Here is a 25,943-nt window from a genome sequence, read left to right as displayed (position 1 = left end):
TAACCTTCTTATTTTTAAAATCATATTTTTCAGAAGTATAAAAATTTACGGATGCTTTCTACTTCCAATCAATAACTGTAAATTTGCATCCTTTAAAACAAGCGATTACAAATGCAATACAATCACCAAGAGATAGAAAAAAAGTGGCAAAAGTACTGGGCAGATCAAGGTACATTTAAAGCTGAAAATAATTCTGATAAGCCAAAATATTATGTGTTAGACATGTTTCCTTATCCTTCAGGAGCAGGATTACACGTTGGGCATCCGTTAGGATATATCGCATCTGATATTTATGCTCGTTACAAACGTCATAAAGGGTTTAATGTATTGCATCCACAAGGATATGATTCTTTCGGATTACCTGCTGAACAATATGCAATTCAAACAGGACAGCATCCTAAAAACACAACTGAGATAAATATTGATGGATGTTTAGATGAAAATGGAAACATTTTAAAAAAATATGTTGATGGAGATGGGTACATTAAAGACTCAGCACTAATTGAAAAAAACAAGAAAGTCTCTATAAAAGATGACAATTACAGAGATTTTGTAATTAAAGGTTATAGAAGACAGTTAGATAAAATCGGATTTTCATTCGATTGGTCTCGTGAAGTTCGTACTTCGAATCCTGAGTACTACAAATGGACACAGTGGATTTTTATTCAACTATTCAACTCTTGGTATAATAAAGATACTGATAAAGCAGAAGATATTGCAATTTTAGTAGCTACCTTTGAAGCAGAAGGAAATGCAAATGTAAACGCAGTTTCTGATGAAGATATTAGGGTGTTTTCTGCCGAAGAATGGAAAAATTTCTCTGAGAAAGAACAACAAGAAATACTATTACAATACCGTTTAACATTTTTATCTGATACCGAAGTAAACTGGTGTCCAGCTTTAGGGACGGTATTAGCAAACGATGAAATTGTAAATGGAGTTTCAGAACGTGGTGGGCATCCGGTAGTTCGTAAAAAAATGACCCAATGGTCTATGCGAATTTCTGCGTATGCACAACGTTTGCTAGACGGATTACAAAATATCGATTGGCCACAACCATTAAAAGATTCTCAAACCAACTGGATTGGTCGATCGCAAGGAGCTATGGTTTCTTTCGATGTTGATGGACATGATGCTAAAATTGATGTGTTTACGACACGTCCTGATACCATTTTCGGAGTGTCTTTTATGACCTTGGCTCCAGAGCATGACTTAGTGAAGCGAATCGCTTCTGATGAGCAAAGAAAGGCTGTTGAAGAATACATTGAGGCAACAGCAAAACGTTCAGAACGCGATCGTATGGCTGATGTAAAAACTATCTCGGGAGTGTTTACTGGTGCGTATGCGTTACATCCTTTTACAGGAAAACAAGTACCAATTTGGATTGGTGATTACGTATTAGCAAGTTACGGTACGGGAGCTGTTATGGCGGTACCATGTGGTGACCAACGTGATTACGATTTTGCAAAATACTTCGGATTAGAGATTCCAAATATTTTTGCTGATGTTGATATTTCTGAAAAAGCAAATGATGCTAAAGACGGAATTAAATTAGCGAACTCTGATTTCTTAGACGGTTTAAACTATAAGAAAGGAATGAAAACCGTAATCTACGAATTGGAAAAACGTGGATTTGGTTACGGAAAGATAAATTATCGTTTACGCGATGCTGTATTTAGTCGTCAACGTTATTGGGGAGAGCCGTTCCCAGTATATTACAAAGACGGAATGCCTCAAATGATTGATGCAAAGCATTTACCAATTGTATTACCTGAAGTTGAAAAATACTTACCTACTGAAGATGGAAAACCACCATTAGGAAACGCTGAGGTTTGGGCGTGGAATAGTATTGAGAATAGAGTAGCGAGTAATGAGTTAATAGATAATGAAACTGTATTTCCTTTGGAGTTAAACACCATGCCAGGGTGGGCAGGAAGTTCTTGGTACTTTAACCGTTATATGGATTCGAATAACGAAGGAGAATTTGTAAGCAAAGAAGCGGTTGACTATTGGAAGCAAATAGATTTATATATTGGAGGTTCTGAACATGCTACAGGACATTTATTATATGCACGTTTTTGGCAAAAATTCTTATTTGATAGAGGTTTCTTACCTGTTGATGAATTTGCTAAAAAGTTAATTAACCAAGGAATGATCTTAGGAACTTCTGCTTTTGTGTATAGATATACTTTGGAATGTACAGTAAAAATTGATGGTATAGAAGATATTTCTAATTTTTACACATACAAAAAGAGTTTTATGCTTTCCAAAGGATACATGGTAAATAATAAAGCAAATGAAAATGTTTTTAATATTTGTTGTGAAATAATAAGAGAGCAATTAAGAAAGGACTCACCTGATATTAATAACATTGAAATTAATTTTTTAGAAGAGTATATCGCACCTATACATGCTGATGTTTCGTTGGTAAACTCTTCTGATGAATTAGATATTGAAGGGTTTAAAAACTGGAGAGAAGAATTTAAAAATGCTAAGTTTATTTTAGAAGATGGTAAATACATTGTAGGACGTGAGGTTGAAAAAATGTCGAAGTCGAAATACAACGTTGTAAATCCAGATTTAATTTGTGAAGAGTACGGAGCGGATAGTTTACGTTTATTCGAGATGTTCTTAGGTCCGTTAGAGCAAACCAAGCCTTGGAAGACTTCAGGGATTTCAGGAGTGTATTCTTTCCTAAAGAAATTATGGAAATTATTTGCTGATGAAAATGGTATTAATGTTTCAGACGAGGAACCAACTAAAGAAGAATTAAAAACATTACATAAAACAATAAAGAAAGTAGAAGAAGATATTGAGAACTTCTCGTTCAATACGTCAGTTTCTACCTTTATGATTGCGGTGAATGAGTTATCAGCATTAAAATGTAACAAACGTGTTATTTTAGAGCCGTTGTTAGTGTTAATTTCTCCTTATGCACCACATATTGCAGAAGAATTATGGAGTCAGTTAGGACACAGTGAGTCTATTTCAACTGTAGCTTTCCCAAAATTTGAAGAAAAGCATTTGGTTGAGAGTTCTAAGAACTATCCAGTTTCTTTCAATGGAAAAATGCGATTTACGTTAGAGTTACCGTTAGATATGAGCAAAGACGAAATTGAAAAAACGGTAATGGCTCATGAGAAAACACAAGCACAATTACAAGGAAGAGAACCGAAGAAAGTAATTATCGTTCCTGGTAAAATTATCAATATTGTAGGATAACAATACTACAAAATACGATTAATAAAAAGGCTTTTACATTTTAATGTAAAAGCCTTTTTTGTATTGTGAAATTAAAAACTTTTCTCAAATTTGTTTTTCTAAAAAAATAATATGAAAAAAGTATCTCTTAGTAATTCTTGGCTTTTTGCAATTATTCCAATCGGAATTTTCATTTTTGTAGCACTTCCACAATTACAAAACACCTATGATGTATTTCATAAAAAAGAACTAGAGGTACGACAAAATGAACGAGAATTAGATTCATTATTACAACTTACAAGTCCTACAAGAAAAGATTTAAATAATATAAAACGTCTTGAAATTGTGGTGCCAGTTCATAAGTTAAGTATCGAAAAGCAGCGATATACTTACTATAAAACAGGAGGTATGTTAGCGGTATTGGCTTTTATGTTCATAGGTATGTTTGGGGCTAGTTATTGGGTTAAAAGAAAGAAAAATTCACCTAGTAATAAGCAAATAGATTTTTCTTTTGGTGACTTTACAACCGATGCTATAGGACAACATATTTCTTGGAATTCCGTTAAAGGTTCAGGAAGTAATTTTTTGAGTGAACGTTTACGAAAAACAGCTTTTGGATATAAAATAACCTCTAGCTCTTATTTAAAGTTTGTAGCGTGGAGTTTCTTTTTAATGGGGTTAAACTATGTAGTTTGGTCTTATGTTGAGTTTTTCGAGTTCTCTAAAGAGTCTTTAACATTTATGCATGGTGGAAAAATCTTTTTTACCTCTGGAGGTCCTTTTTTATTAGTGGGTATGTTCTTATTATTTTCATTTGGATCTAAAGTACAACTATACTCACATAAAAGAAAAGTGTTGATAGATGGTGAAATAATTCCTTTTCAACAAGTATATGCATTACAAGTATTATCAAAGTTTGTAGAAGGAAATAAGTCAGGAGGCTATTATTGTTACGAAGTAAACTTAGTAACTCAAAACGGCAATCGCTATAATTTATTGAATCATGGAGATAAGGAATATTTGTTGAGCGATATGGTAAAAATAAGTAGGTTTTTAAGAGTGCCAGTTTGGAATATGAATGTTGTTTAATTAGAGTATAAACTCTTTTGTCAGTCAAAATTTGTAAAACATTTTAAAGAGACTAATTCATATTCTTAATTAACACATTTAGAGCTTTTGAAAGTCATAAAGAGAATTTAAGTTTATTTTTGAAGTACATTCAATCGATAAACTTTAGCTTTATAAACCTTTAAAAGTTTAGAAACATAAATAAACTAAACTCTCCTAGAGAGAAGATAAGATGAAAAATACTCAAGAATTATTAAGCATACTTACTTTAGATGATATAGGAAATGGTAATTTTAATGGAGTAAGTAGAGATATAGGAAGTCCTAATGTTTTTGGAGGTCAAGTGTTAGCTCAGGCTTTAAATGCAGCGTATAGAACAGCACCAGAAGAACGAATATTACACTCATTACACTCCTATTTTTTAGAAGCAGGAAATTTAGAATTACCAATAACTTATAACGTACAACCAATTCGTGATGGTGGAAGTTTTTCTACACGAAGAGTAACAGCTCATCAAGAAGATAAAACTATCTTTATTTTGTCTTGTTCATTTCATAAAGAAGAAGAAGGATATGAACATCAAAAACCAATAAAAAAAGACATAAAACAACCGGAAGAGTTGTTAAGTTGGACAGATATGTTAGATCAATTTGGAGCTTTTCTACCTCAAAAAATGAAAGATTTTTTAAGTATAGAAAGACCTATAGATTTTAAACCTGTGCAAATAGTAAATCCTTTAGATCGTAAAGATTTACCACCTGTGGTTGATGTTTGGTTTAAGTTGAAAGGAGATGCGAAAGATTTACCATTAGGAATAAAGCAGCAAATACTTACTTATATTTCTGACTACAATATTTTAACCTCGTGTTTAAATCCAAATGCTAGTATTGCTAATTTTGGAAATACTCAATTGGCTAGTTTAGATCACTCAATGTGGTTTTACCGTGATTTTAATTTTGATGATTGGATGTTATTTTCAATAGAAAGCCCAAACGCTTTTGGAGCTAGAGGTTTTGCTATGGGTAATATTTATACTAGAGAAGGAAGGTTAATAGCTTCAGTTGCTCAAGAAGGATTAATGAGACCAATGAAAAGAAGCTAGTAAGACTATATAACAAATAAAAAAACCGAGTTACTTAGTAACTCGGTTTTTTTATTTGTTAAGCGTCTATTTCAGCAGATTTTGTACTGACGTGAAACTCTTCGTATGTTTCTAGTAAACTCATTAAACCAGAAACTAAATCTTGTGTCTCGATTAAAATACTAAAGTATAATGTAGTGTTTTTCGGGCTCGTTTCATCAGTTCTAATACGGTCTACTTGTTTTTCAATAGATTGAGAAACATCTTTTAATAATTCTTTCTTCTCATTAATGATATGCTCTAAGTTGTCAAAACTTCTGTTTTCAAAAGTTTCGCTAATATCTTCTAACAATTTAGAAAGTGTATGATCGATGCTCTTTAAATCTTTAATTTGACCTTTTTTAAGGTTTTTATGGTTGTTGTTTACGTGTTTGTACGTAGCTCTAGAAATATAGCTAATAGACTGTGCAACGTCTTGTAAATACCCTAAAATTAAAATGTAGAATCTACTTGCTTGTACCGAAGTATCATCTAACGACTTGATAAAATAGAATACACCATCTTTTAAATTATCTATTTCGTCGTTTAATTTTGTTACGTGTTTATCTGTTTTACGCAACTTTACTAAATCGTGAGTAGCTAAATCGTTTACTACGCTAGAGTATAATTTGTTAATACGTTGCGCAACTTCAGCAATGTGATCAGAACTCTCTTCAATTACTCCATTAATAGTAATTAATTCTGCTCTTTCCATGTGTACTTGTTTCTTCTCTTGCTTAGATTTCTTTCTGTGTTGTAACGTATTTCTTCCAATTAAAAGAGCAACAACTAATAACAATACAGGAATCATTACTTTATCCCAGCTAATTAAGTAAGCAACTAAGGCAGCTGTAGCAAAAGCAGTAAGGGCTGTTAAGAACCATCCTCCAATTACGTTGATAACACCAGCAACTCTATATACAGCACTTTCACGTCCCCAAGCTCTATCAGCTAAAGAGGTACCCATTGCTACCATAAAAGTTACATAAGTAGTTGATAAAGGTAATTTCATAGAAGTAGCAATAGAAATTAAGATACCCGCAACAATTAAGTTAACAGCAGCTCTAACTAAGTCGAAAGCTGGCATTTCATAGGTTTTGTCTTTAGGTAATTCTATTACTGGTTTTTGAAATTTAGTATCAATATAAGCTAATGTTTTTTGAGGAACAATGTAGCTGATAGCAGCATTGATACCCATAGCACTTCTTACTACGATTCTTGATAAAGGGTTTGGTTGAAATTTTTCATGCCCATCACCTTGACGAGATAAATCGATACCGGTTTTAATTACTTCCTTTGCTTTGCTTGAAGTCCATAAGGTAATAACCATAATTGCTCCAGCTAATAATAATAACCAAACATTAGAAGGTACTTTTTTAGCTAAAATCCCCATAGAGAAAGCATCAGGAGCAACTCCAGATATTTCCCAAGCTTGGTAAGAGTTCCATGCAGCGATTGGTACACCAATAAAGTTTACTAAGTCGTTACCAGAGAACGCCATTGCTAAAGAGAAAGTACCAATACCAATGATTAATTTTAAAATATTAACCTTAAAGAATTGAATTAAAACATGCGAAATAGCACTCCAAAAAACAAAACTTCCAGCAATAATAAGTATAGTATTCCCTTCAATTAAATGTTTTACATCACTGTAAAAAGGAGTTCCTTTCATACCTTTAATAATGATGAAATAAGTAATTGCTGTTATAGCAAAACCACCAAATAATGAATTTATATAGGTAGGTCTTTTCTCAAAATTAAATGAATAAATTAAACGAGAAAAGAACTGAACAATAGCTCCGACAGAGAAAGCAACTACTACGGAGAGTAGAATTCCGTTTATAATTTCAACCGCTTTTTTATGGTTGATGTAGTTCCAAATATCTGAAATAGATTGAGAGTCGTTAGCTGCAATTTTGATTAACGAAATACAAACTGCCGCTCCTAATAGTTCAAATACGATAGAAACCGTTGTTGAGGTTGGCATTCCTAATGAGTTAAAGATGTCTAGTAATAAAATATCGGTAATCATTACTGCCATGAAAATAAACATGATGTCTTGGAACATAAACATGCTAGGATTGAAAATTCCTTTACGAGCAACCTCCATCATACCACTTGATGTTACGGCTCCCATAAAAACCCCAATACTCGCAATTATCATAATATTTCTTACTTTAATTGCTTTAGAACCGATAGCTGAATTTAAAAAGTTAACAGCATCATTACTTACTCCCACAACTAAGTCGACGATAGCTAAAACAGCTAGTGCGACTAGCATCAAAATATATGGATCTCCCATTTTTTAGTTTTTAATTAAGTTTTGCAAATTTAGTTACACAAGAATGCTCTTATGTTATGTTTATGTTATCATTTAAAAATGAATATCTACTTGTAATCGGTACATTAACGGGTTGGTAGCCGTTGGTATATCTAGGTAACTAACATCAGTTTGTACTTTTAATTTATGACCAACAATGTATTTTGATAATCCTAATGTATATTGGTTTTCTACTCCTTTTCCTACAATGTTTTTATCTAATGAAACATTGGTGTAACGTGCAGATATTTCCCAGTTTTTATCGAATAAATATCCTGATTGAAGGTTTAATGCACTACCCACCTGTACCACATCATTGGTTGGAGTTCCGTCAGAGTTTTTTGCAATTGGGTCTTCAGCATCTCTATAAGCATATTCTCCCATAAAAGAGAAGCCTTTGTATTTAAACATTGCATCTACGAAAAAGGTTGAAATGTTTGTTTCGTAGTAACCTTCATCATTTACCATATAGCTCCCTTGGTTACTTCTTGTTTTAACCGCATTATTGTTAAAATCATAACTCATACCGATTGCTAACTTTGGCGTCTTTTCTCTTTTTAAATCCCCTCCTTTATAATCTCCATTTCCTTCAAATAATCCGAAAGGTAAAAACTCAAGGTGCGCAGTATATTGGTGACCTCCTAGATTTCCAACAGTAATATTTCTTCCTTCACCTTGTGAAATTGCTAGGGCTTCTCTAACCACAAATTTGCCTGATAGATTAAAATGGTGGCGTAATTGCATCCCCATATCTCGGTCAATATTAAAACGTTTGTTTAATAAAGAACGATCTACTAGCTGCATATCTGCCGAAGAGATAACACGTTCTCTGTTTCCTGGTAATTTAGTTTGCCCAAACCAAAGCTCGAAATTTTGGTGAAAGTTCCACTTTAGCACCGCATCTAAAATATATCTTGGTGCATTACCTGTGTGTTCAGAAGCTCCGCTAATATCGTTATTAGACATTCCTATTTCTAGTTTGTATTTTAATTTTGGTGAAAAAGCAAATCCTTTAAATTTTAAACGAGCTCTTCTAACTAACATTGAAGATGATGGATTGTATAATCCTTCTTTATTCGAATCCCATTCAGCAGTTGCTAAAAATTGCATTCTAGCACTCATGTTCATAGACCAAGTACTGTCTTTCCCTATTAAGTTAAATAAGCCTTTGCCAAATTTAGGAGCGTTTGTTTGTTGAGCATGTGTATAAGATAACACAAACATACTTACAATTGTAAGTGCTGTTTTACAGTTCATTAGATTTAGTTTATTAGTTTTTGTCGCGGCAAATAACTAGCTCTAATGTTAAGTAAGTGTTAACTGAATATTAAAAAAACTGCCTTTATGAAAGGCAGTATATAGTAAGTCAAATAAATAGTCGACAAAAACTAATAATTTATAATGACTGTACACCTCAAGATTGAGGTAGGTCAAAACTACTGGCTTTTTCTGATATTAATATTAAGTACAATTTAATAAAATGTTATGAAGGTAAATTTTAGGTTAATTTGATATAGAAAAGTGTTTATAAGTATTCTGCTATTTTTTCAGGTCCTTCTAAAACGGTTCGTGTAATTTGCATGGTTCCGTTATCGTTGGTTACTAAATGCCATTTAATGAGTGTAATTTCGTTGTTTTCAATTTCTAAGCCAGTAATGCATCTAGGGTGAACACAGCTGCCATCATTAAAATGAGGCAATTCTTCGCAAGAAGGAAATCTAGGTCGGTGTGTATGCCCAGTAACAATCATTTGATTGTTATTGGCTTTTACCCAGTTTTCTAATCGGCGTTCTACTTTTATAAGTTCTTTAAAATTTTGAGCTGGACTTGTAGGATCTTTAATTCCGTGTATTTGTAATGGTCGCCATAAAATTTTTACTAAAAATCGACTGAATTTCCAAAAGGTATAATTAAACCAATCTGCTTGATGACCATGAAGTAAGAAAATTGATTTCCCGTCATCTTGAGTTAATCGAATGGCTTCAGAAAAGGAAGCGTTAGGAAGTAACTCTTTTTCTTTTCCATCAATGGTATCGTAATAATAACTTAGATTTTTTCTAACATTTTTGGGTTTTCGGTAATTCATGTCATGGTTTCCCCAAATAAAATGTAACTTATTTTTTAGATGAAATTTTTGAAGTAATAAGTACACATCTTTATTTGCATTAAAAATATTCACAAATTTGTTTTCCCATAGTTCATCGCCATCACCTAATTCTATATAGGTGAAATCTTTTTGTAAATATTGAGATAAGGCAAAATGATATATTTTTCGATTACGAGCAAAATCATCAGCAAAACTATTATCGCCTCTATGACAATCGGAAAATAAAACATACTTAGATGCTTCGTTTAAGGGTAGTTTTTTTGCTTTTTTAAAAGCTCGGTTAATTCTATCGTTAGAAGAAAACATAAGTATTATTTTACTAGATAAAGATGCATAAAAAAACCCAAGTTTTAAAACTTGGGTTTTTGAATTTTTATTGAAAGATTAATTATCTTACTTTAGGAGTAAAAGCTCCTGGAGCATCTTGAGGTGCATTTGTTGTACCAGCAGCACCAGTATCATTCCAAATATCCCATTCAGCAAATGTATATGTTGGATTTCCTTGTGTTACTGAAGCTTTACGATTAGCTCTACCATCTTCAAATTCGTGATTTGTATCTGAACCATCTTCACCAGGTATTCCAAAAGCATCAACTACATTACCACTTGGATCAACTAGTTCTATGTTATCGTCACCATTTGAATCAGCAGGTCCTCCAGTTTCAGCAGCTAAATCAGGAGCAAAACCGAAAGCAGCTTCAAAAGCAGTTGTTTGCGCAGCAATTACAAATGCCTGACCAGCGTTAATTGTACTACCAGTTAAATCTATTGATGAAGTAGACTCTGGATTACCATTAGTGTATCTTCTAATTACCCATCCTGTTAAATCAACACTTTCTGCACCTGCATTGTATATTTCTATGAATCTTGCAGCTGGATTGTTATTTGGATCAGCTAATTCAGAGAAGAAAATAGCGTTTGTGGTACCACCACCTCCGCCACCACAAGTAGTTGCGTCTTCAGTAAAGTTTACATCAGTTTCGTTTCTTAAATAGATTTGAGGTTTATTATCAAAAACTGTCATAACTCCTGTAATTGTTCCTTTTTTATCGCTTACGTTATTGCTTGCAAAAGAAGCATCATTTCTAACATACGCTATTAATGGAGTACCATCACATTCAGCAATTAACTCATTATTACCACTATAGGTTTTAGTATTGTCTTTGAATTGTAATCCGTCGATTTGAACTAATTTACTTTCGTAATCACCAGTTAAAGCTTGAGCAAACGTAATAACCTCAGGAGTTGGTAATGTACCTGCTGTTTGGCTTATGATACTAGATGGAGCTATGTTTAATTGTAATAAATCGTTGTATTCGCTTAATCTGGCTCCTCCAACAGCGATTTCTACTTCGTCACCTAAATTTAAGTTGTGGTCACCACTAAAACGTAAAGCAATACCTGCTGATGCATCTTGTGCGAAAGCACTTAATCCATGAATGTTCCCAGCAGCTAAATCAGAAGTAATAACTACTTTTATTTTTAAGTTTTCTTTAATAGTAGTTTCAGTTCCGTTGTATAAGGCTTTAACATCAGCTAACGTCTTTTCTACAGCATCACCGTCACAACCATACTCTTCAGTAAAGTTAACATCGTTAGTATCTCTAATAAATAATTGGTAATCGCTACTGAATTTTCCTAAAATAGCAGTAACACTTCCTTTTTTATCAGGAATAGGGTATGATTTAAAAGTAGCAAACCCACTTGTTCTCATAATAATAGACTCAAAAGTTTCACAACTTGTAAAGTATCTGTTTACAGAAGAAGTATTATTTGGATCTGGGTCAGCATAGGTTAATCCTTTTTCTTGAGATTGTAAACCTTCAATTTTAACTAAGGTATTGATATGGTTATCAGTTAAGTCACCAATAGTTAAAGTAGTTGGTACGATATCTACGATTTCAGTAGATCTTTCAATATGGTTAAGGTATTCATTGGTATCAATTCTATCAGTACTGTTTCCGTTTAAACTACCTATTTGAAAAGATGCAAAGTATTTACTTAAAGCAAGACCTTTTAAGTTGATGTAAACTTTTCTACCTACATTGTAACGAGCAGTTAAATTGGTGTCATCTATTCTTACCTCTAAACCTACAGTTGGGTTTTCTGGTTTATCTTGAATGGTTAATACTTTGAAGAAGTTACCTTCTCTATCATCAGAAATTACATAACCGTATACAGTTGTGTCATCAGTAAATTCTACTGGAGAACCATTGTACAAAGCAATGATTTCATCTAACGATTTTAAATTAGCGTACTCTTTGTCTGCTCCCATTGTTGGTAACTCAAAGTCGTTGTTATCAACACATGAAACAGAAATTGCAATAAATAAAATTGCAAAAATCTTATATAAGTTTATTTTTTTCATTTTGAATATTTTTTAGAATCTATAGTTTACGTTTAAGAAATAAGTAGTACCTCTACCGTACCAGTATTTGTTTCCGAAAGAAGGTGTACCGTTAGCGTTATCGTCGCGTAATTCACGATAGTTAGCATTTCTTCCTTGTTCGAAACCTCCTGTTTTATATTCTTGGTTGAAGATATTATTTATACTAGCAAATAACCCGATGTATTTATTATCACCTACTTTCCAAGATTTTCCACCGATAGCGTTTACAACGAAATAATCATCAAATTGCTCTTGTTGTAATAATTTTCTAGCTAGCACGGGATCGTAGTCTAAGAAAAGGTCACCATCTTCATTAATGAAGTTACTGGTTCTTCTAATAGGAGAAACATCCACAAAAGCTTCGTCTAAATAGTTAACTGTAGCTCCAAACCACCAGTAATCAGGGTCACGATATTCAAAACCAAAAGAGTATGCTTTTTGTGGTCCAGCTGCAATTCTGTAATCTTTTAATGAAGCAGCCCCCATATCTCTTTTACCGTTAATGAACCCTTGAGCGGAAGCATTTTCAGTAGTAATAACAAGGTTTGGATTGTTGTTATAAGTGTATTGACCAATATTAGCAGCTCCTTTTAATTTAATTGTTGAAGTAACTTGTGCTTCAATACCTAATTCTACTCCAAAATGTCTTTTATCGATACCTGTTAAAATTTCTTGAATAAACGCAGAGTTATCACCTCCAATACCATCAGCAAAGAAGAAAGAAATTTCAGTAGCATCTTTAATATCAGTAAAATACCCTGTTACTTTTGAAGTGATTAATGGACTTCTAAAAATATAACTTACATCTCCTGATAAAATCTTTTCACTATTTAATTCGGCTACATCAGCAACAGTTACATTGCTTGCTCTTGAGTTAGCAAAAGAGTTTCGTAATGATGGTGCTTTTGTAATGTAACCTCCATTTACATCAATCAAATGACGACCAGAAATTTTATAAGTAGCTCCAGCTTTCGCTCCGTAGTTAAAGAAATCTAACTTATCTGATTTTCCGTAAGAGTTTGTAGGGAAGTATCCGTTTTGGAATAAACCTTCTCTTTGATGTGTAGTGTTGTTTGCTTGTCCAGCTACGTAAAAGTCAACATTACTGTATTTAAACTGTAATTGAGCAAACCCTCCATATACTTCTGAATCGAAGTTGTAGTTGTACTTAAAGCGATCACCTAATCCTATAGTTCTGCTTGGAGTTAATAGGTTGCTTTGTTGTTGGTCAAAAGTACTACCAAACGTATTTACATCTAAATACCCTGTTGCTCCTAACATATCTATAGGTGTAGCAAAATTTTCAGATCTTAATGTTCTATATTCAGCACTAGCTGTTAACGTAATGTTTTCATTTAATTCAGAAGATAAAATCATGTTAGCTGTTAATTGCTTATCATCATTTCTGTCTTCATATAAAATAGCACGTGCATTTTCAGGACTTCCTTCGTTTCCAAAATATAATTCGTTCCAGTCAATTTGTCCGTCATTTTGGAAACCAGTTAAGGCTTTGTATGCATTTTCATAATCAGGTCCATCAGGGTCTGATAAATACCAACTTGGTAATTTTCTGTAGTATGTAGGATCTGGATTGTTGGTTCCATTATAATCTAAACGACTGTTTCCTATTTCACCAAATTGATAACCAATATTTGTATTTAAGGTTGTGTTGTCAGAAAGGTTCCAATAGTGATTTAACATTATAATTGGCTCGTATAATCTTTTCACTCTTGAGTTTCTCATTTTTCCATTTTGATACCCCCAGTAAGAGTTATAACGAATTCCTCTAATATCAAAAACTTCTTGAGTGTTTGGAGATGATTTTCCTCTCTCGTTTTCAGCAGCGATAACAGTTAAATTTAAACTGTGCGCATCGTTGATTTGTTTTTCAATAGATAAAAAGATTGAGTTAGCATCATAAAAAGTACCATCAACATACCCTTCGTTACCAGCTCTTCTACTACCAGAAGCAGCTATAGCCCATCCGTTAGCTAATAAACCAGAAGTATAAGTAGCCATTAAACGGTGACTGTAACTTCTATTAGAAGAAGCGTATGAAATACGTCCACCCTCACTGTACTCAGAAGCTCTTGTGTTGATGTTGGTAGAACCTAAAACTCCCCCAAAAGCATAGTTAGATGGTGTTAAACCATTACTAAATTCTTGGTTACGAAATACATCGTTTAAACCTCCCCAGTTACTCCATTGAGGTCTTCCGTTGTATAACTTGTTCATTTCAATACCATTAATCAAAACTTTACCGTTTTCAGAATCTAAACCGCGAACTCTGTAAAAAGAACCACTCCACTCGAAAGCAGCTGTACGTAAATAAACGTCTCTAGAAGCTTGTAGTAATCCAGAAATGTTATCTGCAGCACTAGTGTCGTCATTTAACTCATCATCCGTAATGGTGATAGTACTTAAATCTTGATCTTCAGATATATCTTCGTACATGAAGATGATACCTAAGTCTACTGTTTTTCCAGATAATTCTACTGGAAAGTTTTGGGTTTCATACCCGTTTAATGATACCGTTACAATTTGTCTTCCGTCTGGTAAACCAGTTAATGTAAAAGCTCCGCTAGCATCAGTAACACTAGAAACATTAGCAATTTTTACACTTACAGAAACACCTTGCATGGGATTTTCAGAATCGCTGTTTATTACGATCCCCTTTACAACATTCTGCGCATTCAAGCTTGTAAAGCCTAAAAACAACAAAAACATTGTCATCGTAAAATTTCTCATAAATGATTGTTTATAAAATATTTAAATTTGTTAACTCCTCTGATTCTATTAAAAATCAAAGGGTAACAAAATTAAGAAAATTCTGATTATGTTTAGGTTAAGGGAGTATTATTAAGAAATTAATTATAAAACTATAAAAAATAGACATGAAAAATTGTTTTATTTTTGCAGGGTAAAATTTATTAAATGAGAAATATAGCTACACTTTTAGTTTTAATTTTTGTTGGTTTTTCTACTTATGCACAACAAGAGGGAAAGAAATATAAAATTAGAACTGTAGGGTTTTATAATTTAGAAAACCTTTTTGATACTGAAAATGATCCTGATAAAAACGATGAAGCAAGTCCTATTATGGAAATGAAGGGGGATAAAGAAGAAGTTTATTGGGATAAGATAGATAAGCTTGGAGAGGTAATTTCACAATTAGGAGAAGAAAAAGCGAACACAAGTCCTGCAATTCTTGGGGTTGCTGAAGTTGAAAATAAAAAAGTTTTAGAAGACTTAGTTGCTTCTGAAAGATTAAAAAAGAAGCGCTACAGTATTATCCATTTTGATTCACCAGATAAAAGAGGAATTGATGTAGCACTTTTATATCAACCGCGTTATTTTAAACCAGTACACTTTGAGGCTTTCAATCCAAATATTTATGATCAAAACTATAAAGTTCATACACGTGATATTTTATTAGTATCTGGTTATTTAGATGATGAGTTAGTTCATGTTATTGTAAACCACTGGCCATCTCGTAGAGGAGGTGAGGCTAAAAGTAGACCGTTACGTGAAAAAGCGGCTTACAAAGTGAAACAAATCATTGAAAAGATTAAAGAGAATGACCCAAATCCGAAGGTGTTAATTATGGGGGATTTTAACGATGATCCTATCAACTCTAGTTTTAAATCGGTTTTACAAACCAAGAGCAAAAAGAAAAATGTAAAAGAAGGAGATATATACAATCCGTATGAAGATATGTTCCGTCGTGGGTTTAATACGTTAGGATATAGAGATAATATTAATTTATTTGATCAAATAATGTTTACTTCTCCTTTGCTTGATAAAGAGGATAAGAAGGACTTTAGTACTTATAAAATGTTTAAGTCAGGAATTTTTAACAAGCGTTTTCTAACTGAAAAGAAAGGTCGATATAAAGGATATCCTTTTAGAAGTTTTTCTTACGGAAGATATACAGGAGGCTACAGTGATCACTACCCAGTATACATGCACTTAATTAAAGAAGATAAATAATATGAAAGGCTTGCAATTGCAAGCCTTTTTAATTTTTACATATATCATTTAAATAGTTATTCATTCTTAATTGAAATAAAGTGCCTTTTAAAAGGTCATCAATTTGCCACAATTCAATTGCAGAAACAGCCATACTAACTTTGTTAGAGGGTGTTTGAAGTAGAATAGACCTACAGTCTTTACCTCTCTCGCAAGTGCCACAATTTCTTTGAAGTTTTGAGTCGGTAACTTTATCTAAGAATAACTCTATTTCTGGTTCTGTTAAGTGAAAACCAACATCTCTAAATATTAATTGAACCAAGTTTGACTTGTTCTCTTCCCAGTAAAAAGAAACACCTATGCTGTTGTCGTATATTTTAGTAATTCCGTCCATAACCATATTTATTTGATAACAAATATAAAAGTTTATTTGGAATTATTCTAAATAATAAAAAATAAGGATTTTACTATTTCAAATCTTTTAACATGAGTTGAATAGATGTATATCCATTCCAAGTGTTCTCGTCTAAAGTGTAGGCAATATCAAAATCGTTTTGTGTTGACGTTATTTTATCTCCCAAACCAAACCCAATTGCATTGTATGTTTTTTGGTCAGTGCCGTAAATAATATTTAACTTTAAATGACTACTATCAGCTCCAACTTGCTTTCCGTAACCATTATCTCTCACAGCAGTTGTGGTAAAAACAGGTTTCATGTTTTGCGGACCAAACGGAGCCATTTGTTGGATGATGCGGAAAAACTTCGGAGTAATTTCTGATAAGTCAATCTCAGCATCAATAGTGATTTCTGGAGTTAACAAGTCTTTATCGATGGTGGCTTTAACTACTTCTTCAAACTTATTTTTAAAGTTTTGATATTGCTCAGGTAACAAGGTTAAACCCGCTGCATATTTATGTCCACCAAATTGTTCGATAAACTCAGAGCATTCTTCCAAAGCATTATATACATCAAATCCTTTTACGGAACGAGCTGAGGCAGCTAATTTTTCACCACTCTTAGTAAAAACCAACGTAGGTCTATAGTAAGTTTCTGTTAAACGTGAGGCTACAATACCGATGACTCCTTTGTGCCAACTTTCATCAAAAACAACTGTGGTGTAATTTTCTTGTTCGTTATTGTTTTCAATTTGTAATAAAGCTTCATGGGTAATTTCTCTATCCAGCTCTTTTCTGTCTGAATTAAATTTTTCAATAGCAGAAGCAAACTCAACGGCTGAATCAAAATCCATTTCGGTTAACAATTCAACTGCATAGTTTCCGTGTTTCATACGGCCAGCAGCATTTATCCGCGGAGCGATGATAAAAACTACATCGGTAATGGTGAGTTCTTTTTTTTGTAATTGATGAATAATAGCCTTGATACCGTTTCTAGGTTGTGAATTGATGACTTGTAGTCCGTGATAGGCTAATACTCTATTTTCACCAGTCATCGGAACAATATCTGCAGCAATTGCTGTGGCAACTAAATCTAAATATGGAAGTAAGTCTTCAATCGTTTGATTTCTTTGTGAAGCCAAGGCTTGAATTAATTTAAAACCAACACCACAACCACAAAGCTCATCGTAAGGGTAATTACAGTCTATTTGTTTAGGGTTTAAAACAGCAATAGCTTTTGGAACTTCACTTCCAGGTTTATGGTGGTCGCAAATAATAAAATCAATTCCTTTTTTAGTAGCGTAATCAACTTTATCGATGGCTTTGATACCACAGTCTAACGCAATAATAAGTGAAAAGCCATTGTCTTCAGCAAAATCAATCCCTTGAAAAGAAACGCCATAGCCTTCTTCATACCGATCAGGAATATAGGTTGCAATATTAGGGTGAATTGTTTTTAGATAAGAAGATAATAAAGAAACGGCTGTAGTTCCGTCAACATCATAATCACCAAAAACCAAGATATTTTCGTTGTTAGTAATAGCGGTTTCTATGCGTTGTACTGCAAGTTTCATATCCTTCATTAAAAAAGGATTGTGTAAATCGTTTAGTGATGGACGAAAAAACAGCTTTGCTTCATCAAAGGTTTCAATACCGCGTTGCACCAAGATTTTAGCCAAGGTAGTATCTACAGCTAAATCTTTGGCTAATTGTTTTACTTTAGTGGTATCTGGTTGCGGTTTTAGTGTCCAGCGCATAGCAATTTTATCAAAAATAAATTAGTTGTTATGTAAATGAATAGCGGTAGTTACATCAGCAAATTTTCTAAACATTTCCATAACGCCACAGTATTTTTCTATTGATAAATCTACTGCCTTGTTAATTTTTTTCTCGTCTAAATCACTTCCGTAAAAATGATAATCTACTAAAACCTTATGATAATATTTTGGGTGCTCTTCGGTTAATTCACCAGTAACAACAATTTTAAAGTCATCAATTTTTACACGCATTTTTTCTAACATAGGAACAATGTCTAAACCGGAACAACCTGCTAATGAAGAAAGCATCATGGCTTTAGGTCGTAATCCAGTATTATTTCCTCCATGTTCTTCAGAAGTGTCAATTACGATTGAATGCCCACTTGGGTTATCGCTTTCAAATTGCATGTTTTCTTTCCAAACGGTTGTAACTGTGTTTGTTGCCATATCTTGATAATTTTTTGTTTATTGCATCAATAAGTCAATGTGTATTTCGACTTACGTGTTTAAATAGTAACACAAACTTACAGTAAAAAGTTAGTATTAAAAACTTAAAAAATAAAACTATGCCTTTAGTAACTCCTTTAGATCCGAATCATGATGCAGAAACAAAACAGTTGTCTGATTTTTATAATGAAACCTTAGGTTTTTGCCCTAACTCGGTTTTGACGATGCAACGTCGACCAGAAATTTCCAAAGCATTTATCAATTTGAATAAAGCAGTAATGGCTAATCACGGTCGTGTAACATCAGCTTTAAAACGGATGATTGCTTGGGTAAGTAGCAATGCTACAGGTTGTCGTTACTGTCAAGCACATGCAATTCGTGCAGCTGAACGTTATGGTGCAGAACAAGAACAATTGGATAATATTTGGGAATATAAAACGCACCCGGCATTTTCTGATGCTGAATGTGCTGCCTTAGATTTTTCATTGGCAGCTTCAATGGTTCCAAATATGGTGGATGAAAAAATAAAAGAAGAATTGTATAAGTATTGGGATGAAGGTGAAATAGTTGAAATGTTAGGGGTAATTTCTCTCTTCGGATATTTGAATAGATGGAATGACTCTATGGGAACAAGTATTGAAGATGGAGCTGTTGAAAGTGGAGAGCAGTATTTAGGAAAACGTGGCTGGACTCAAGGAAAGCATGTATAAAAAATAAAAGCTCGCATTTGCGAGCTTTTTTTATTAAGTGTTTAACAGAATTATTTTTTTAATAAATCTCTAATTTCAGCTAATAATTCTTCTTGACTAGGTCCTTTTGGAGCTTCTGGTGCTGGTTCTTCTTTTTTCTTCATTGCATTTACAGCTTTCACGATCATAAACATAACAAAGGCAACAATAATAAAGTCGATAACATTGGTTAAAAATTCACCGTACATTACAGCAACTTCTCCAGTTACTTTTCCAGCTTCATCAGCAACACCTTCTGTAATTACATATTTTAAGTCTTTAAAGTCAGCATTAAACAATAAGCCAATTAATGGAGAAACGATTCCTCCTGTAAACGAAGCAACTACTTTGTTAAAAGCAGCCCCCATTACAAAACCTACTGCAATGTCAACTAAATTACCTTTCATTGCAAAGTCTTTAAACTCTTTAAGCATTCCCATATATTTGATTTTAATAGTTAATTGAATTGAAAAATATAAAAAAATTAGCGTTTTACCAATCTTTTTATACGTTGCGATAAAGCGGTAAGTATTTCATACGGAATAGTTTCGCTCTTGTGAGCCATGTATTCCACATGTTGTTGATGGTTGAAAATTATAACTTCATCTCCTTCGTTACAATCAATTTTTGTAACATCCACCATAATCATGTCCATACATACATTTCCGATAATTGGAGCCGGTTGATTGTTGATGAAAACAAATCCATTCTTATTACCTAATCTTCTCGAAATACCATCCGCATGACCAATAGGAATTGTGGCACTTCTAGTAGTTTGATTTGCAACAAAAGCTCTATTGTAACCAACAGTTTCACCAGGTTGAATTAGGTGAATTTGAGAAATAATAGATTTTAATGTATGAGTGTTTTTTAATTGAGCAGTTTCTTGCTCGTCATTTCCAAAACCGTACAATCCTATTCCTAAACGAACCATATCAAATTGAGCTTGTGGATAATTGATAATTCCAGAAGTGTTTAAAATATGAATCATAGGTTCGTAACCTAAATGCTTGTAAACTTGTTTTACTATGTAGGCAAAGTTGTTAATTTGTCCAACCGTAAAATCTCGTTCATAAGGATCTTCACTAGCCGCTAAATGAGAGAAAATAGATTCTACTTTAACATTGTTTGATTTTTTCAGTTCTGCAATTAAAGCAGGAACATCTGTGTGCCAAAACCCTAATCTGTTTAATCCAGTATTAAATTTTATGTGAATAGGGTAATTCATTAAAGGAGTTTCATCGGCTAATTTCATAAAAGCATCAAAAATTTTGAAACTATATAAACTAGGCTCAAGTCGATATTTTACAATTTCCTCTAAATTTTGAATTTGTGGCTGCAACACTAAAATAGGAGTTTTGATTCCTGCTTCACGTAAAGCAATTCCTTCGTTGGAATATGCTACGGCAAAATAATCAACTTGATCTTGTACGATTTTGGCAATCTCTACAGATTCACTTCCATACCCATATGCTTTAACAACCGCCAAAATTTTGGTTTGAGGTTGTAGTTTTTGTTTAAAATAAGCAAGATTGTGTAGTACAGCTTGCGAATCAATTTCTAAAACGGTAACGTGATTATTATTCATTGTTGGTTTCTTCTTCTTTATTACGAGCTTGTTGCTCTTTCATGGCTTTGTAATAAGCGGCTCTACTTAATGGTTCGTATTCTTGGGTTTCACCTAAAAATACTAAGTCATCACTTTGTGCTTTTCTATAACTATAGTGGGCTAAATTACCCGTACGAGTACAAACAGCATGTACTTTGGTAACATATTCAGCAGTAGCCATTAATGAAGGCATAGGACCGAATGGTTTTCCTTTGAAATCCATATCTAAACCAGCAACAATAACACGAACTCCTCTATTAGCTAAGTCGTTACATACGGCAACTATTTCATCGTCAAAAAATTGCGCTTCATCTATACCTACTACATCAACATCGTTAGCTAATAATCGAATATTTGAAGATGCAGGGACTGGTGTAGAACGAATTCTGTTTTCATTGTGCGATACTACTTCTTCGTCATCATAACGAGTATCAACTGCAGGTTTAAAAATTTCAACTCGCTGTTTAGCAAATTGAGCACGTTTAAGTCTACGAATTAATTCTTCGGTTTTACCCGAAAACATTGAGCCACAAATTACCTCAATCCAACCAAATTGTTCTGTGTGATTTACTGTATTTTCAAGAAACATTTTGTAATTTTAAGCTCTAATTATTGATTTTTGTATTACTTTCGAACGAGGAACAAATTTATTAAATTTTAATAGCAAAAAATCAAATCAAACGACAACTTATGCACAAAAAACTAGCATCAGATTTAACCAGTTTAGCACACAGTATCTTACAAATGAAAAATAAAGAAGATGTGTTTGAGTTAAAGCAAAAGGCATATGAAGTTTACGAAAAACTTTCGGTTTTAGCGTATGTAGAAGAGTATATAAATAATACTCCTAATCCATTAAAATCTAAAGAAGAGTTGTTGCAAGATATAGTGTTGGCTGAAGAAAAGCAACAAGAAGAAGTTTTGGCTAATAATTTATCAGTTCAAGAAACAATTGTTCCTGATACAAAAGAAGAAATCACACAGGTTGTTGAAGAGGAAGTAAAAGAAGCTGTTGAAGAATTGAATGTGGAAAAATCTGTAGAAGAACCTATAGAAAAGGAAAGAGTTGTTCATCATTTAGAAGAAGATCTAAAAGAAGAGTTAGAGCAGGAAGCAGATGAAATAGCCGATAAAATTATTGAAGCGATAGAAGAAGAAACGATTATAGAAGAAATCATAGAACAACCTTTTGATGAACTAGAAGAATTATTGCATGGTGATAGCGATGTGAAAAATGACGTAAAGGATGTTGGAGAACGAAAAACACCAACTCTAGAAGATGAATTGCAAGACACTATTTCGGTAGATGTAATGACAGATTTGTTTACGAAAGTAGAGCCTAAAAGAACAGTAAACGACTATTTTCAAAAAACAATACAAATTGATTTAAATGATAGAATTGCTTTTGTAAAACATTTATTTGATGGTAATCAAAACGATTTTAATAGAGTTATTTCTCAGTTAAACACATTTAAAACAGAAAAAGAAGCGAAAAAGTTTATCACTAAAATGATAAAACCAGACTATGATTGGTCAGCTAAAGAAGAATATGAAAACAGATTGTTAGAAATCATAGAAAGAAGATTTGCATAAAACAAAATAAAACAAAATATGGAGCAGAAGTATATTTTTTGCATGAAGTGGGGTACGTTGTATGGTCCAGAGTACGTTAATAGATTGTATTCGATGGTAAAACGAAATTTAACATACGATTTCAAAATGGTGTGTTTTACGGACGATGAAAAAGGGATAATAGATGAAGTAGATTGTTATGAAATTCCAGAAATGAACATTCGTACAAATATTCCTGAAAGAATGTGGAAAAAGCTAACAACACTCAAGGAAGATTTATACGGTTTAAAAGGAACAGCACTTTTTTTAGATTTAGATATTGTTATTGTTGATAACATAGATTGTTTTTTTGAAATAGACGGAACCTTTAGGATAATTAAAGATCATAGTTGGAGAAGTTGGAGAATTACAGGAAATTCGTCAGTATACAGGTTTGAAATAGGGAAGCATGGGTATGTGTTTGATGATTTTTTAAAGAATTTTGAAGAAGTAAGAAAAATACATAGAAATGAGCAGGAGTATTTAACTCATAGTATTAACGATAATTCACATCTTCAATATTGGCCAAAAGAATGGTGTCCTAGTTTTAAATATGATTGCGTATCTAGATTTCCTCTAGCTTTTTGGAAAACACCAGTTATTCCCGAAGGGGCAAAAATTATTATTTTCCATGGTGAAATTAACCCACATAAAGCAATTAAAGGAGGAAGAGGTAAATGGTATAGGTATGTTAAAGCAGCTCCTTGGGTTGAAGATTATTGGAAATAGGATTATACTTATTTAATCATAATATGATGGTATAAAAAAGGGAGTAAATTCATTCCCTTTTTTTTAATTAAAACCTAAAAACTGGTCATCTATATAATAGATACAATAAGGTTGCAATATCTTTTTGAAAAGGGCTTTTCCCTGAAAAAATATTTTTACTCTAAAAATAAGTTCAAAGCTCCGCAAGATTTAAACCACTTACAGGACGATAATTCTATTATAGGGGAAAACCCCTTTTTTCTTACAAGAGGTAATGGGTTAAGTTGTTAAATATGTGTTAATTGCTTAATTTTACACTCGCTCAAACTCCTTATTGAGCGTTTACCTCTTAAAATTGGACGGCCCTCGTACCTCTCTTAATTACTACCTCTCATAAATTAAAATAGTTATTTATTAACCTTTCAAAAAGATGTTTTACAGCTAACTTAACTTTTGTTGGCTAGATGAGTAACCCCTTTAATTATACATAATTAAAGAATAATACTATGTAAAATATTACAATATGTTGCTTAACGACACAAAACCTGCCTGTAAAGGGGAGAGGTTAAAAATGTTTAAAAACTGCATTAGTGAAAATTTAAAAAGATACCGAAATAGTATGACGGGTTTTTTTGTCGTGCTTTTTTTGTTTTCAGTAAATGTAGTGAATGCACAAATAGTAAACACCGAATCAACAGTTCAAGCTAATTTTGGTGTTGATGCAGATGTGTATTCAGGAATAGTATCCTTTCCAAATGGAGCAGTCTTCCCATTTGGAACAGATGATTGGTTTTTAGGAGACTCAGGAAAAGGAGTTATAGATGAAACTCCCACGGCAGTTACAGCTAATTTGTTGGTAGATGATAATGCTTCTGCAGAAATTAGGATGAGTGTTCCTATCTACACAGTTGTAGACGGAAGGCTTTGGATTGATGCTGTATTTATTAGAGATCAAAATGCTCAAGGAAATAATACAGATTCGAATGTGTTTACTGGAGGTTCAGATAAAAATAATGATAACCCAAATACATGGACAATTACAGATGCCTCTGTGCCACAAAAGAACGATATTATAGATGTTTTTGGACATTTGCGAAGAGAAGGAGCCACAGTGGGGACAGACGAATGGGCTTTTCTAGGGGCGTCAACAAGAAATGATAGTGGAGATAGTTATTTAGATTTTGAATACTTTAGGAAGAAAGTAAATTTAGTAGGAGGAACAATTGTATCAGTTGAAGATTTATCGGCAACTGGGGGTAGAACTCCTTATTTATTTAACCCAGATGGTTCTGTATTGCAACATGGAGATATAATTCTTTCCATCAATTATGCAAATGGAGGAGCTAATGCAATTATCAAACTATACGTTTGGGTAGAATTAGTAGGTGTTCCAGATTCTTATTTTGATACGCACAACACATTACCTTTTAGACCTTTTGAGTTTAAACAAGATAATAACGGTTATGTGCAATATGATGGAGGGAATGGAGCAGGAAATTACGGATATGCAGAAATACAATTGAGACAAGGTGCTCCTGATGCAGTATTTTCTCAAGTAAATGATGGTGGTTCAGTACCAGCAGGTCCTTGGGGAACGATAAATAAAGGAGGGAATATAGTGTCAGATTATCAGCAAACTACGTTTGCAGAAATCGCAATTAATGCTTCTGCTTTAGGGTTTGATTCTAGTAGCTCACCTGGTATAGATTGTATTAGCCCATTAGGAAGTGTAATTGTAAAAACAAGATCTTCTGATTCATTTACTGCAGAGTTAAAAGACTTAGCAGGGCCTTTCGATTTAGCAAATACCCCAGAAGTTACTGTTGAAATAGAAGGGGAAGATATAGCTTGTACTGAAGAGAGTATAACGTTAACGGCAACAGCCACTCCTTTAGGAAATACATTTGCCTATGTTTGGTATAAAAACGATGTAGAACTTGTTGGAGAAACAGGGAGTACTTTAGAAGTTACTGAAGCGGGTACTTATAGGGTAGCAGCAACCTTAACGTTTGCACCAGGTATTGTAGGGTGTACGGCAGAAGCAGAGTATATAGTTAGTGGAGAACCTTTAATACCTTTAAATCAAGTATGTCCTGATGATAAAACAATTCCTGAATGTACCTCGCAAGAAAGTATTAATAGTGAATTTACTACTTGGTTATCTGGGTTCTCTTATTCTGGAGGAAATGGAACTGTTGTTGAAAAATATTATGTTAACGATCAAGAGGTAGATATTAATACTCTTGAGGCACCAGATGATTGTGGTGGAAGTATTACAGTTAAATACGAAGTTTCTGATGAATGTGAGCAGGTGAAAACTTGTGAAAAGACTTTTACAGTAACACCAGATGAAACAGATCCAGAGATTGTAGATGTACCAGATTATAAACTAGAAGGTTGTAACACACCATGGCCAGCAAACCTAACGACAGATTGGACAGACAACTGTGCAGCAGGTGGAGTAGGTATCCAGTCTGATGGCGGAGTAGATCAACCAGATAGTGCCGATGGAT

The 25,943-nt window shown here is 33.2% G+C and carries 18 protein-coding genes and 1 pseudogene; 8 read left to right on the top strand and 11 right to left on the bottom strand.

What is annotated here, in order from left to right; genetic code table 11:
- The first annotated feature begins 111 nt into the window (after window positions 1-111).
- The 3 genes from ACKTSU_RS13195 (at window position 112) to ACKTSU_RS13185 (ending at window position 5,371) form a co-directional block, all read left to right on the top strand.
- Window positions 112-3,222: a leucine--tRNA ligase gene (locus ACKTSU_RS13195; protein ID WP_408036960.1), complete on the top strand. Its 3,111-nt coding sequence runs from the start codon at window positions 112-114 to the stop codon at window positions 3,220-3,222.
- A 111-nt stretch (window positions 3,223-3,333) separates the two neighbouring features.
- Window positions 3,334-4,290: a hypothetical protein gene (locus ACKTSU_RS13190; RefSeq protein ID WP_408036958.1), complete on the top strand. Its 957-nt coding sequence runs from the start codon at window positions 3,334-3,336 to the stop codon at window positions 4,288-4,290.
- Window positions 4,291-4,501: 211 nt separating this feature from the next.
- A complete protein-coding gene (locus ACKTSU_RS13185) occupies window positions 4,502-5,371 on the top strand; it encodes an acyl-CoA thioesterase (RefSeq protein ID WP_408036956.1) in 870 nt (289 codons plus the stop codon).
- Between the two features lie 58 nt (window positions 5,372-5,429).
- Here the strand turns inward: ACKTSU_RS13185 and ACKTSU_RS13180 are convergent, their stop codons facing one another.
- From ACKTSU_RS13180 to ACKTSU_RS13160, 5 genes are all read right to left on the bottom strand, one after another.
- Window positions 5,430-7,691: an inorganic phosphate transporter gene (locus tag ACKTSU_RS13180; protein ID WP_408036955.1), complete on the bottom strand. Its 2,262-nt coding sequence runs from the start codon at window positions 7,689-7,691 to the stop codon at window positions 5,430-5,432.
- Window positions 7,692-7,763: 72 nt separating this feature from the next.
- Window positions 7,764-8,966, bottom strand: coding sequence for a porin (locus tag ACKTSU_RS13175; protein WP_408036953.1), 1,203 nt, complete (start codon window positions 8,964-8,966; stop codon window positions 7,764-7,766).
- A 268-nt stretch (window positions 8,967-9,234) separates the two neighbouring features.
- Window positions 9,235-10,122, bottom strand: coding sequence for a metallophosphoesterase (locus tag ACKTSU_RS13170; RefSeq protein WP_408036951.1), 888 nt, complete (start codon window positions 10,120-10,122; stop codon window positions 9,235-9,237).
- Window positions 10,123-10,204: 82 nt separating this feature from the next.
- A complete protein-coding gene (locus ACKTSU_RS13165) occupies window positions 10,205-12,184 on the bottom strand; it encodes a DUF5689 domain-containing protein (RefSeq protein WP_408036949.1) in 1,980 nt (659 codons plus the stop codon).
- 12 nt (window positions 12,185-12,196) lie between these two features.
- Window positions 12,197-14,953: a carboxypeptidase-like regulatory domain-containing protein gene (locus ACKTSU_RS13160; RefSeq protein ID WP_408036947.1), complete on the bottom strand. Its 2,757-nt coding sequence runs from the start codon at window positions 14,951-14,953 to the stop codon at window positions 12,197-12,199.
- A 186-nt stretch (window positions 14,954-15,139) separates the two neighbouring features.
- Between ACKTSU_RS13160 and ACKTSU_RS13155 the strand changes: the two genes are divergently transcribed.
- Window positions 15,140-16,195: an endonuclease/exonuclease/phosphatase family protein gene (locus tag ACKTSU_RS13155; RefSeq protein ID WP_408036945.1), complete on the top strand. Its 1,056-nt coding sequence runs from the start codon at window positions 15,140-15,142 to the stop codon at window positions 16,193-16,195.
- Window positions 16,196-16,223: 28 nt separating this feature from the next.
- Here the strand turns inward: ACKTSU_RS13155 and ACKTSU_RS13150 are convergent, their stop codons facing one another.
- From ACKTSU_RS13150 to ACKTSU_RS13140, 3 genes are all read right to left on the bottom strand, one after another.
- Window positions 16,224-16,568, bottom strand: coding sequence for a hypothetical protein (locus ACKTSU_RS13150; RefSeq protein WP_408036943.1), 345 nt, complete (start codon window positions 16,566-16,568; stop codon window positions 16,224-16,226).
- A 73-nt stretch (window positions 16,569-16,641) separates the two neighbouring features.
- Window positions 16,642-18,327 (bottom strand): single-stranded-DNA-specific exonuclease RecJ, encoded by a 1,686-nt coding sequence (gene recJ, locus ACKTSU_RS13145; protein ID WP_408036941.1) that lies wholly within the window; start codon window positions 18,325-18,327, stop codon window positions 16,642-16,644.
- 21 nt (window positions 18,328-18,348) lie between these two features.
- The gene (locus tag ACKTSU_RS13140) at window positions 18,349-18,774 is read right to left on the bottom strand and encodes an OsmC family protein (protein WP_120186037.1); all 426 of its coding nucleotides are present in this window, start codon (window positions 18,772-18,774) and stop codon (window positions 18,349-18,351) included.
- Window positions 18,775-18,893: 119 nt separating this feature from the next.
- Between ACKTSU_RS13140 and ACKTSU_RS13135 the strand changes: the two genes are divergently transcribed.
- A complete protein-coding gene (locus ACKTSU_RS13135; RefSeq protein WP_408036939.1) occupies window positions 18,894-19,484 on the top strand; it encodes a carboxymuconolactone decarboxylase family protein in 591 nt (196 codons plus the stop codon).
- Between the two features lie 50 nt (window positions 19,485-19,534).
- Here ACKTSU_RS13135 and mscL read toward each other — a convergent pair whose 3' ends face one another.
- Genes mscL through ACKTSU_RS13120 form a run of 3 tightly spaced genes read right to left on the bottom strand, consistent with a single transcriptional unit; the run spans window position 19,535 to window position 21,700 of the window.
- On the bottom strand, window positions 19,535-19,936 hold the full coding sequence (gene mscL, locus ACKTSU_RS13130) for a large-conductance mechanosensitive channel protein MscL (protein ID WP_408037162.1): 402 nt from the start codon (window positions 19,934-19,936) through the stop codon (window positions 19,535-19,537).
- A gap of 50 nt (window positions 19,937-19,986) precedes the next feature.
- Window positions 19,987-21,090 carry an alanine racemase gene (alr, locus tag ACKTSU_RS13125; protein WP_408036937.1) on the bottom strand — a complete coding sequence of 368 codons (1,104 nt, stop codon included), beginning with the start codon at window positions 21,088-21,090 and terminating at the stop codon, window positions 19,987-19,989.
- Window positions 21,083-21,700 carry a thymidine kinase gene (locus ACKTSU_RS13120; RefSeq protein WP_408036935.1) on the bottom strand — a complete coding sequence of 206 codons (618 nt, stop codon included), beginning with the start codon at window positions 21,698-21,700 and terminating at the stop codon, window positions 21,083-21,085. Before ACKTSU_RS13120 ends, alr begins: the two co-directional genes overlap by 8 nt.
- Window positions 21,701-21,801: 101 nt before the next feature.
- On the opposite strand from ACKTSU_RS13120, the gene ACKTSU_RS13115 reads away from it, so the two are divergent.
- From ACKTSU_RS13115 to ACKTSU_RS13105, 3 genes and pseudogenes are all read left to right on the top strand, one after another.
- The gene (locus ACKTSU_RS13115; protein ID WP_408036933.1) at window positions 21,802-22,704 is read left to right on the top strand and encodes a hypothetical protein; all 903 of its coding nucleotides are present in this window, start codon (window positions 21,802-21,804) and stop codon (window positions 22,702-22,704) included.
- Window positions 22,705-22,722: 18 nt separating this feature from the next.
- The gene (locus tag ACKTSU_RS13110) at window positions 22,723-23,451 is read left to right on the top strand and encodes a glycosyltransferase (RefSeq protein WP_408036931.1); all 729 of its coding nucleotides are present in this window, start codon (window positions 22,723-22,725) and stop codon (window positions 23,449-23,451) included.
- A 598-nt stretch (window positions 23,452-24,049) separates the two neighbouring features.
- Window positions 24,050-25,943, top strand: a pseudogene (locus ACKTSU_RS13105) (hypothetical protein); the annotation flags it as partial.

This window comes from Tenacibaculum aestuarii, assembly GCF_964510395.1.
In the GTDB taxonomy this organism is placed as follows: Bacteria; Bacteroidota; Bacteroidia; order Flavobacteriales; family Flavobacteriaceae; genus Polaribacter; species Polaribacter aestuarii.
Note: the sequence above shows the minus strand (reverse complement) of the source record. Positions and strands in the feature narration are given on the sequence as shown.

Coding starts and splice junctions, on each gene's coding strand:
- ACKTSU_RS13195 (WP_408036960.1), top strand. CDS start 112: ATGCAATACAATCACCAAGAGATAGAAAAAAAGTGGCAAAAGTACTGG.
- ACKTSU_RS13190 (WP_408036958.1), top strand. CDS start 3,334: ATGAAAAAAGTATCTCTTAGTAATTCTTGGCTTTTTGCAATTATTCCA.
- ACKTSU_RS13185 (WP_408036956.1), top strand. CDS start 4,502: ATGAAAAATACTCAAGAATTATTAAGCATACTTACTTTAGATGATATA.
- ACKTSU_RS13180 (WP_408036955.1), bottom strand. CDS start 7,691: ATGGGAGATCCATATATTTTGATGCTAGTCGCACTAGCTGTTTTAGCT.
- ACKTSU_RS13175 (WP_408036953.1), bottom strand. CDS start 8,966: ATGAACTGTAAAACAGCACTTACAATTGTAAGTATGTTTGTGTTATCT.
- ACKTSU_RS13170 (WP_408036951.1), bottom strand. CDS start 10,122: ATGTTTTCTTCTAACGATAGAATTAACCGAGCTTTTAAAAAAGCAAAA.
- ACKTSU_RS13165 (WP_408036949.1), bottom strand. CDS start 12,184: ATGAAAAAAATAAACTTATATAAGATTTTTGCAATTTTATTTATTGCA.
- ACKTSU_RS13160 (WP_408036947.1), bottom strand. CDS start 14,953: ATGAGAAATTTTACGATGACAATGTTTTTGTTGTTTTTAGGCTTTACA.
- ACKTSU_RS13155 (WP_408036945.1), top strand. CDS start 15,140: ATGAGAAATATAGCTACACTTTTAGTTTTAATTTTTGTTGGTTTTTCT.
- ACKTSU_RS13150 (WP_408036943.1), bottom strand. CDS start 16,568: ATGGACGGAATTACTAAAATATACGACAACAGCATAGGTGTTTCTTTT.
- recJ (WP_408036941.1), bottom strand. CDS start 18,327: ATGCGCTGGACACTAAAACCGCAACCAGATACCACTAAAGTAAAACAA.
- ACKTSU_RS13140 (WP_120186037.1), bottom strand. CDS start 18,774: ATGGCAACAAACACAGTTACAACCGTTTGGAAAGAAAACATGCAATTT.
- ACKTSU_RS13135 (WP_408036939.1), top strand. CDS start 18,894: ATGCCTTTAGTAACTCCTTTAGATCCGAATCATGATGCAGAAACAAAA.
- mscL (WP_408037162.1), bottom strand. CDS start 19,936: ATGCTTAAAGAGTTTAAAGACTTTGCAATGAAAGGTAATTTAGTTGAC.
- alr (WP_408036937.1), bottom strand. CDS start 21,090: ATGAATAATAATCACGTTACCGTTTTAGAAATTGATTCGCAAGCTGTA.
- ACKTSU_RS13120 (WP_408036935.1), bottom strand. CDS start 21,700: ATGTTTCTTGAAAATACAGTAAATCACACAGAACAATTTGGTTGGATT.
- ACKTSU_RS13115 (WP_408036933.1), top strand. CDS start 21,802: ATGCACAAAAAACTAGCATCAGATTTAACCAGTTTAGCACACAGTATC.
- ACKTSU_RS13110 (WP_408036931.1), top strand. CDS start 22,723: ATGGAGCAGAAGTATATTTTTTGCATGAAGTGGGGTACGTTGTATGGT.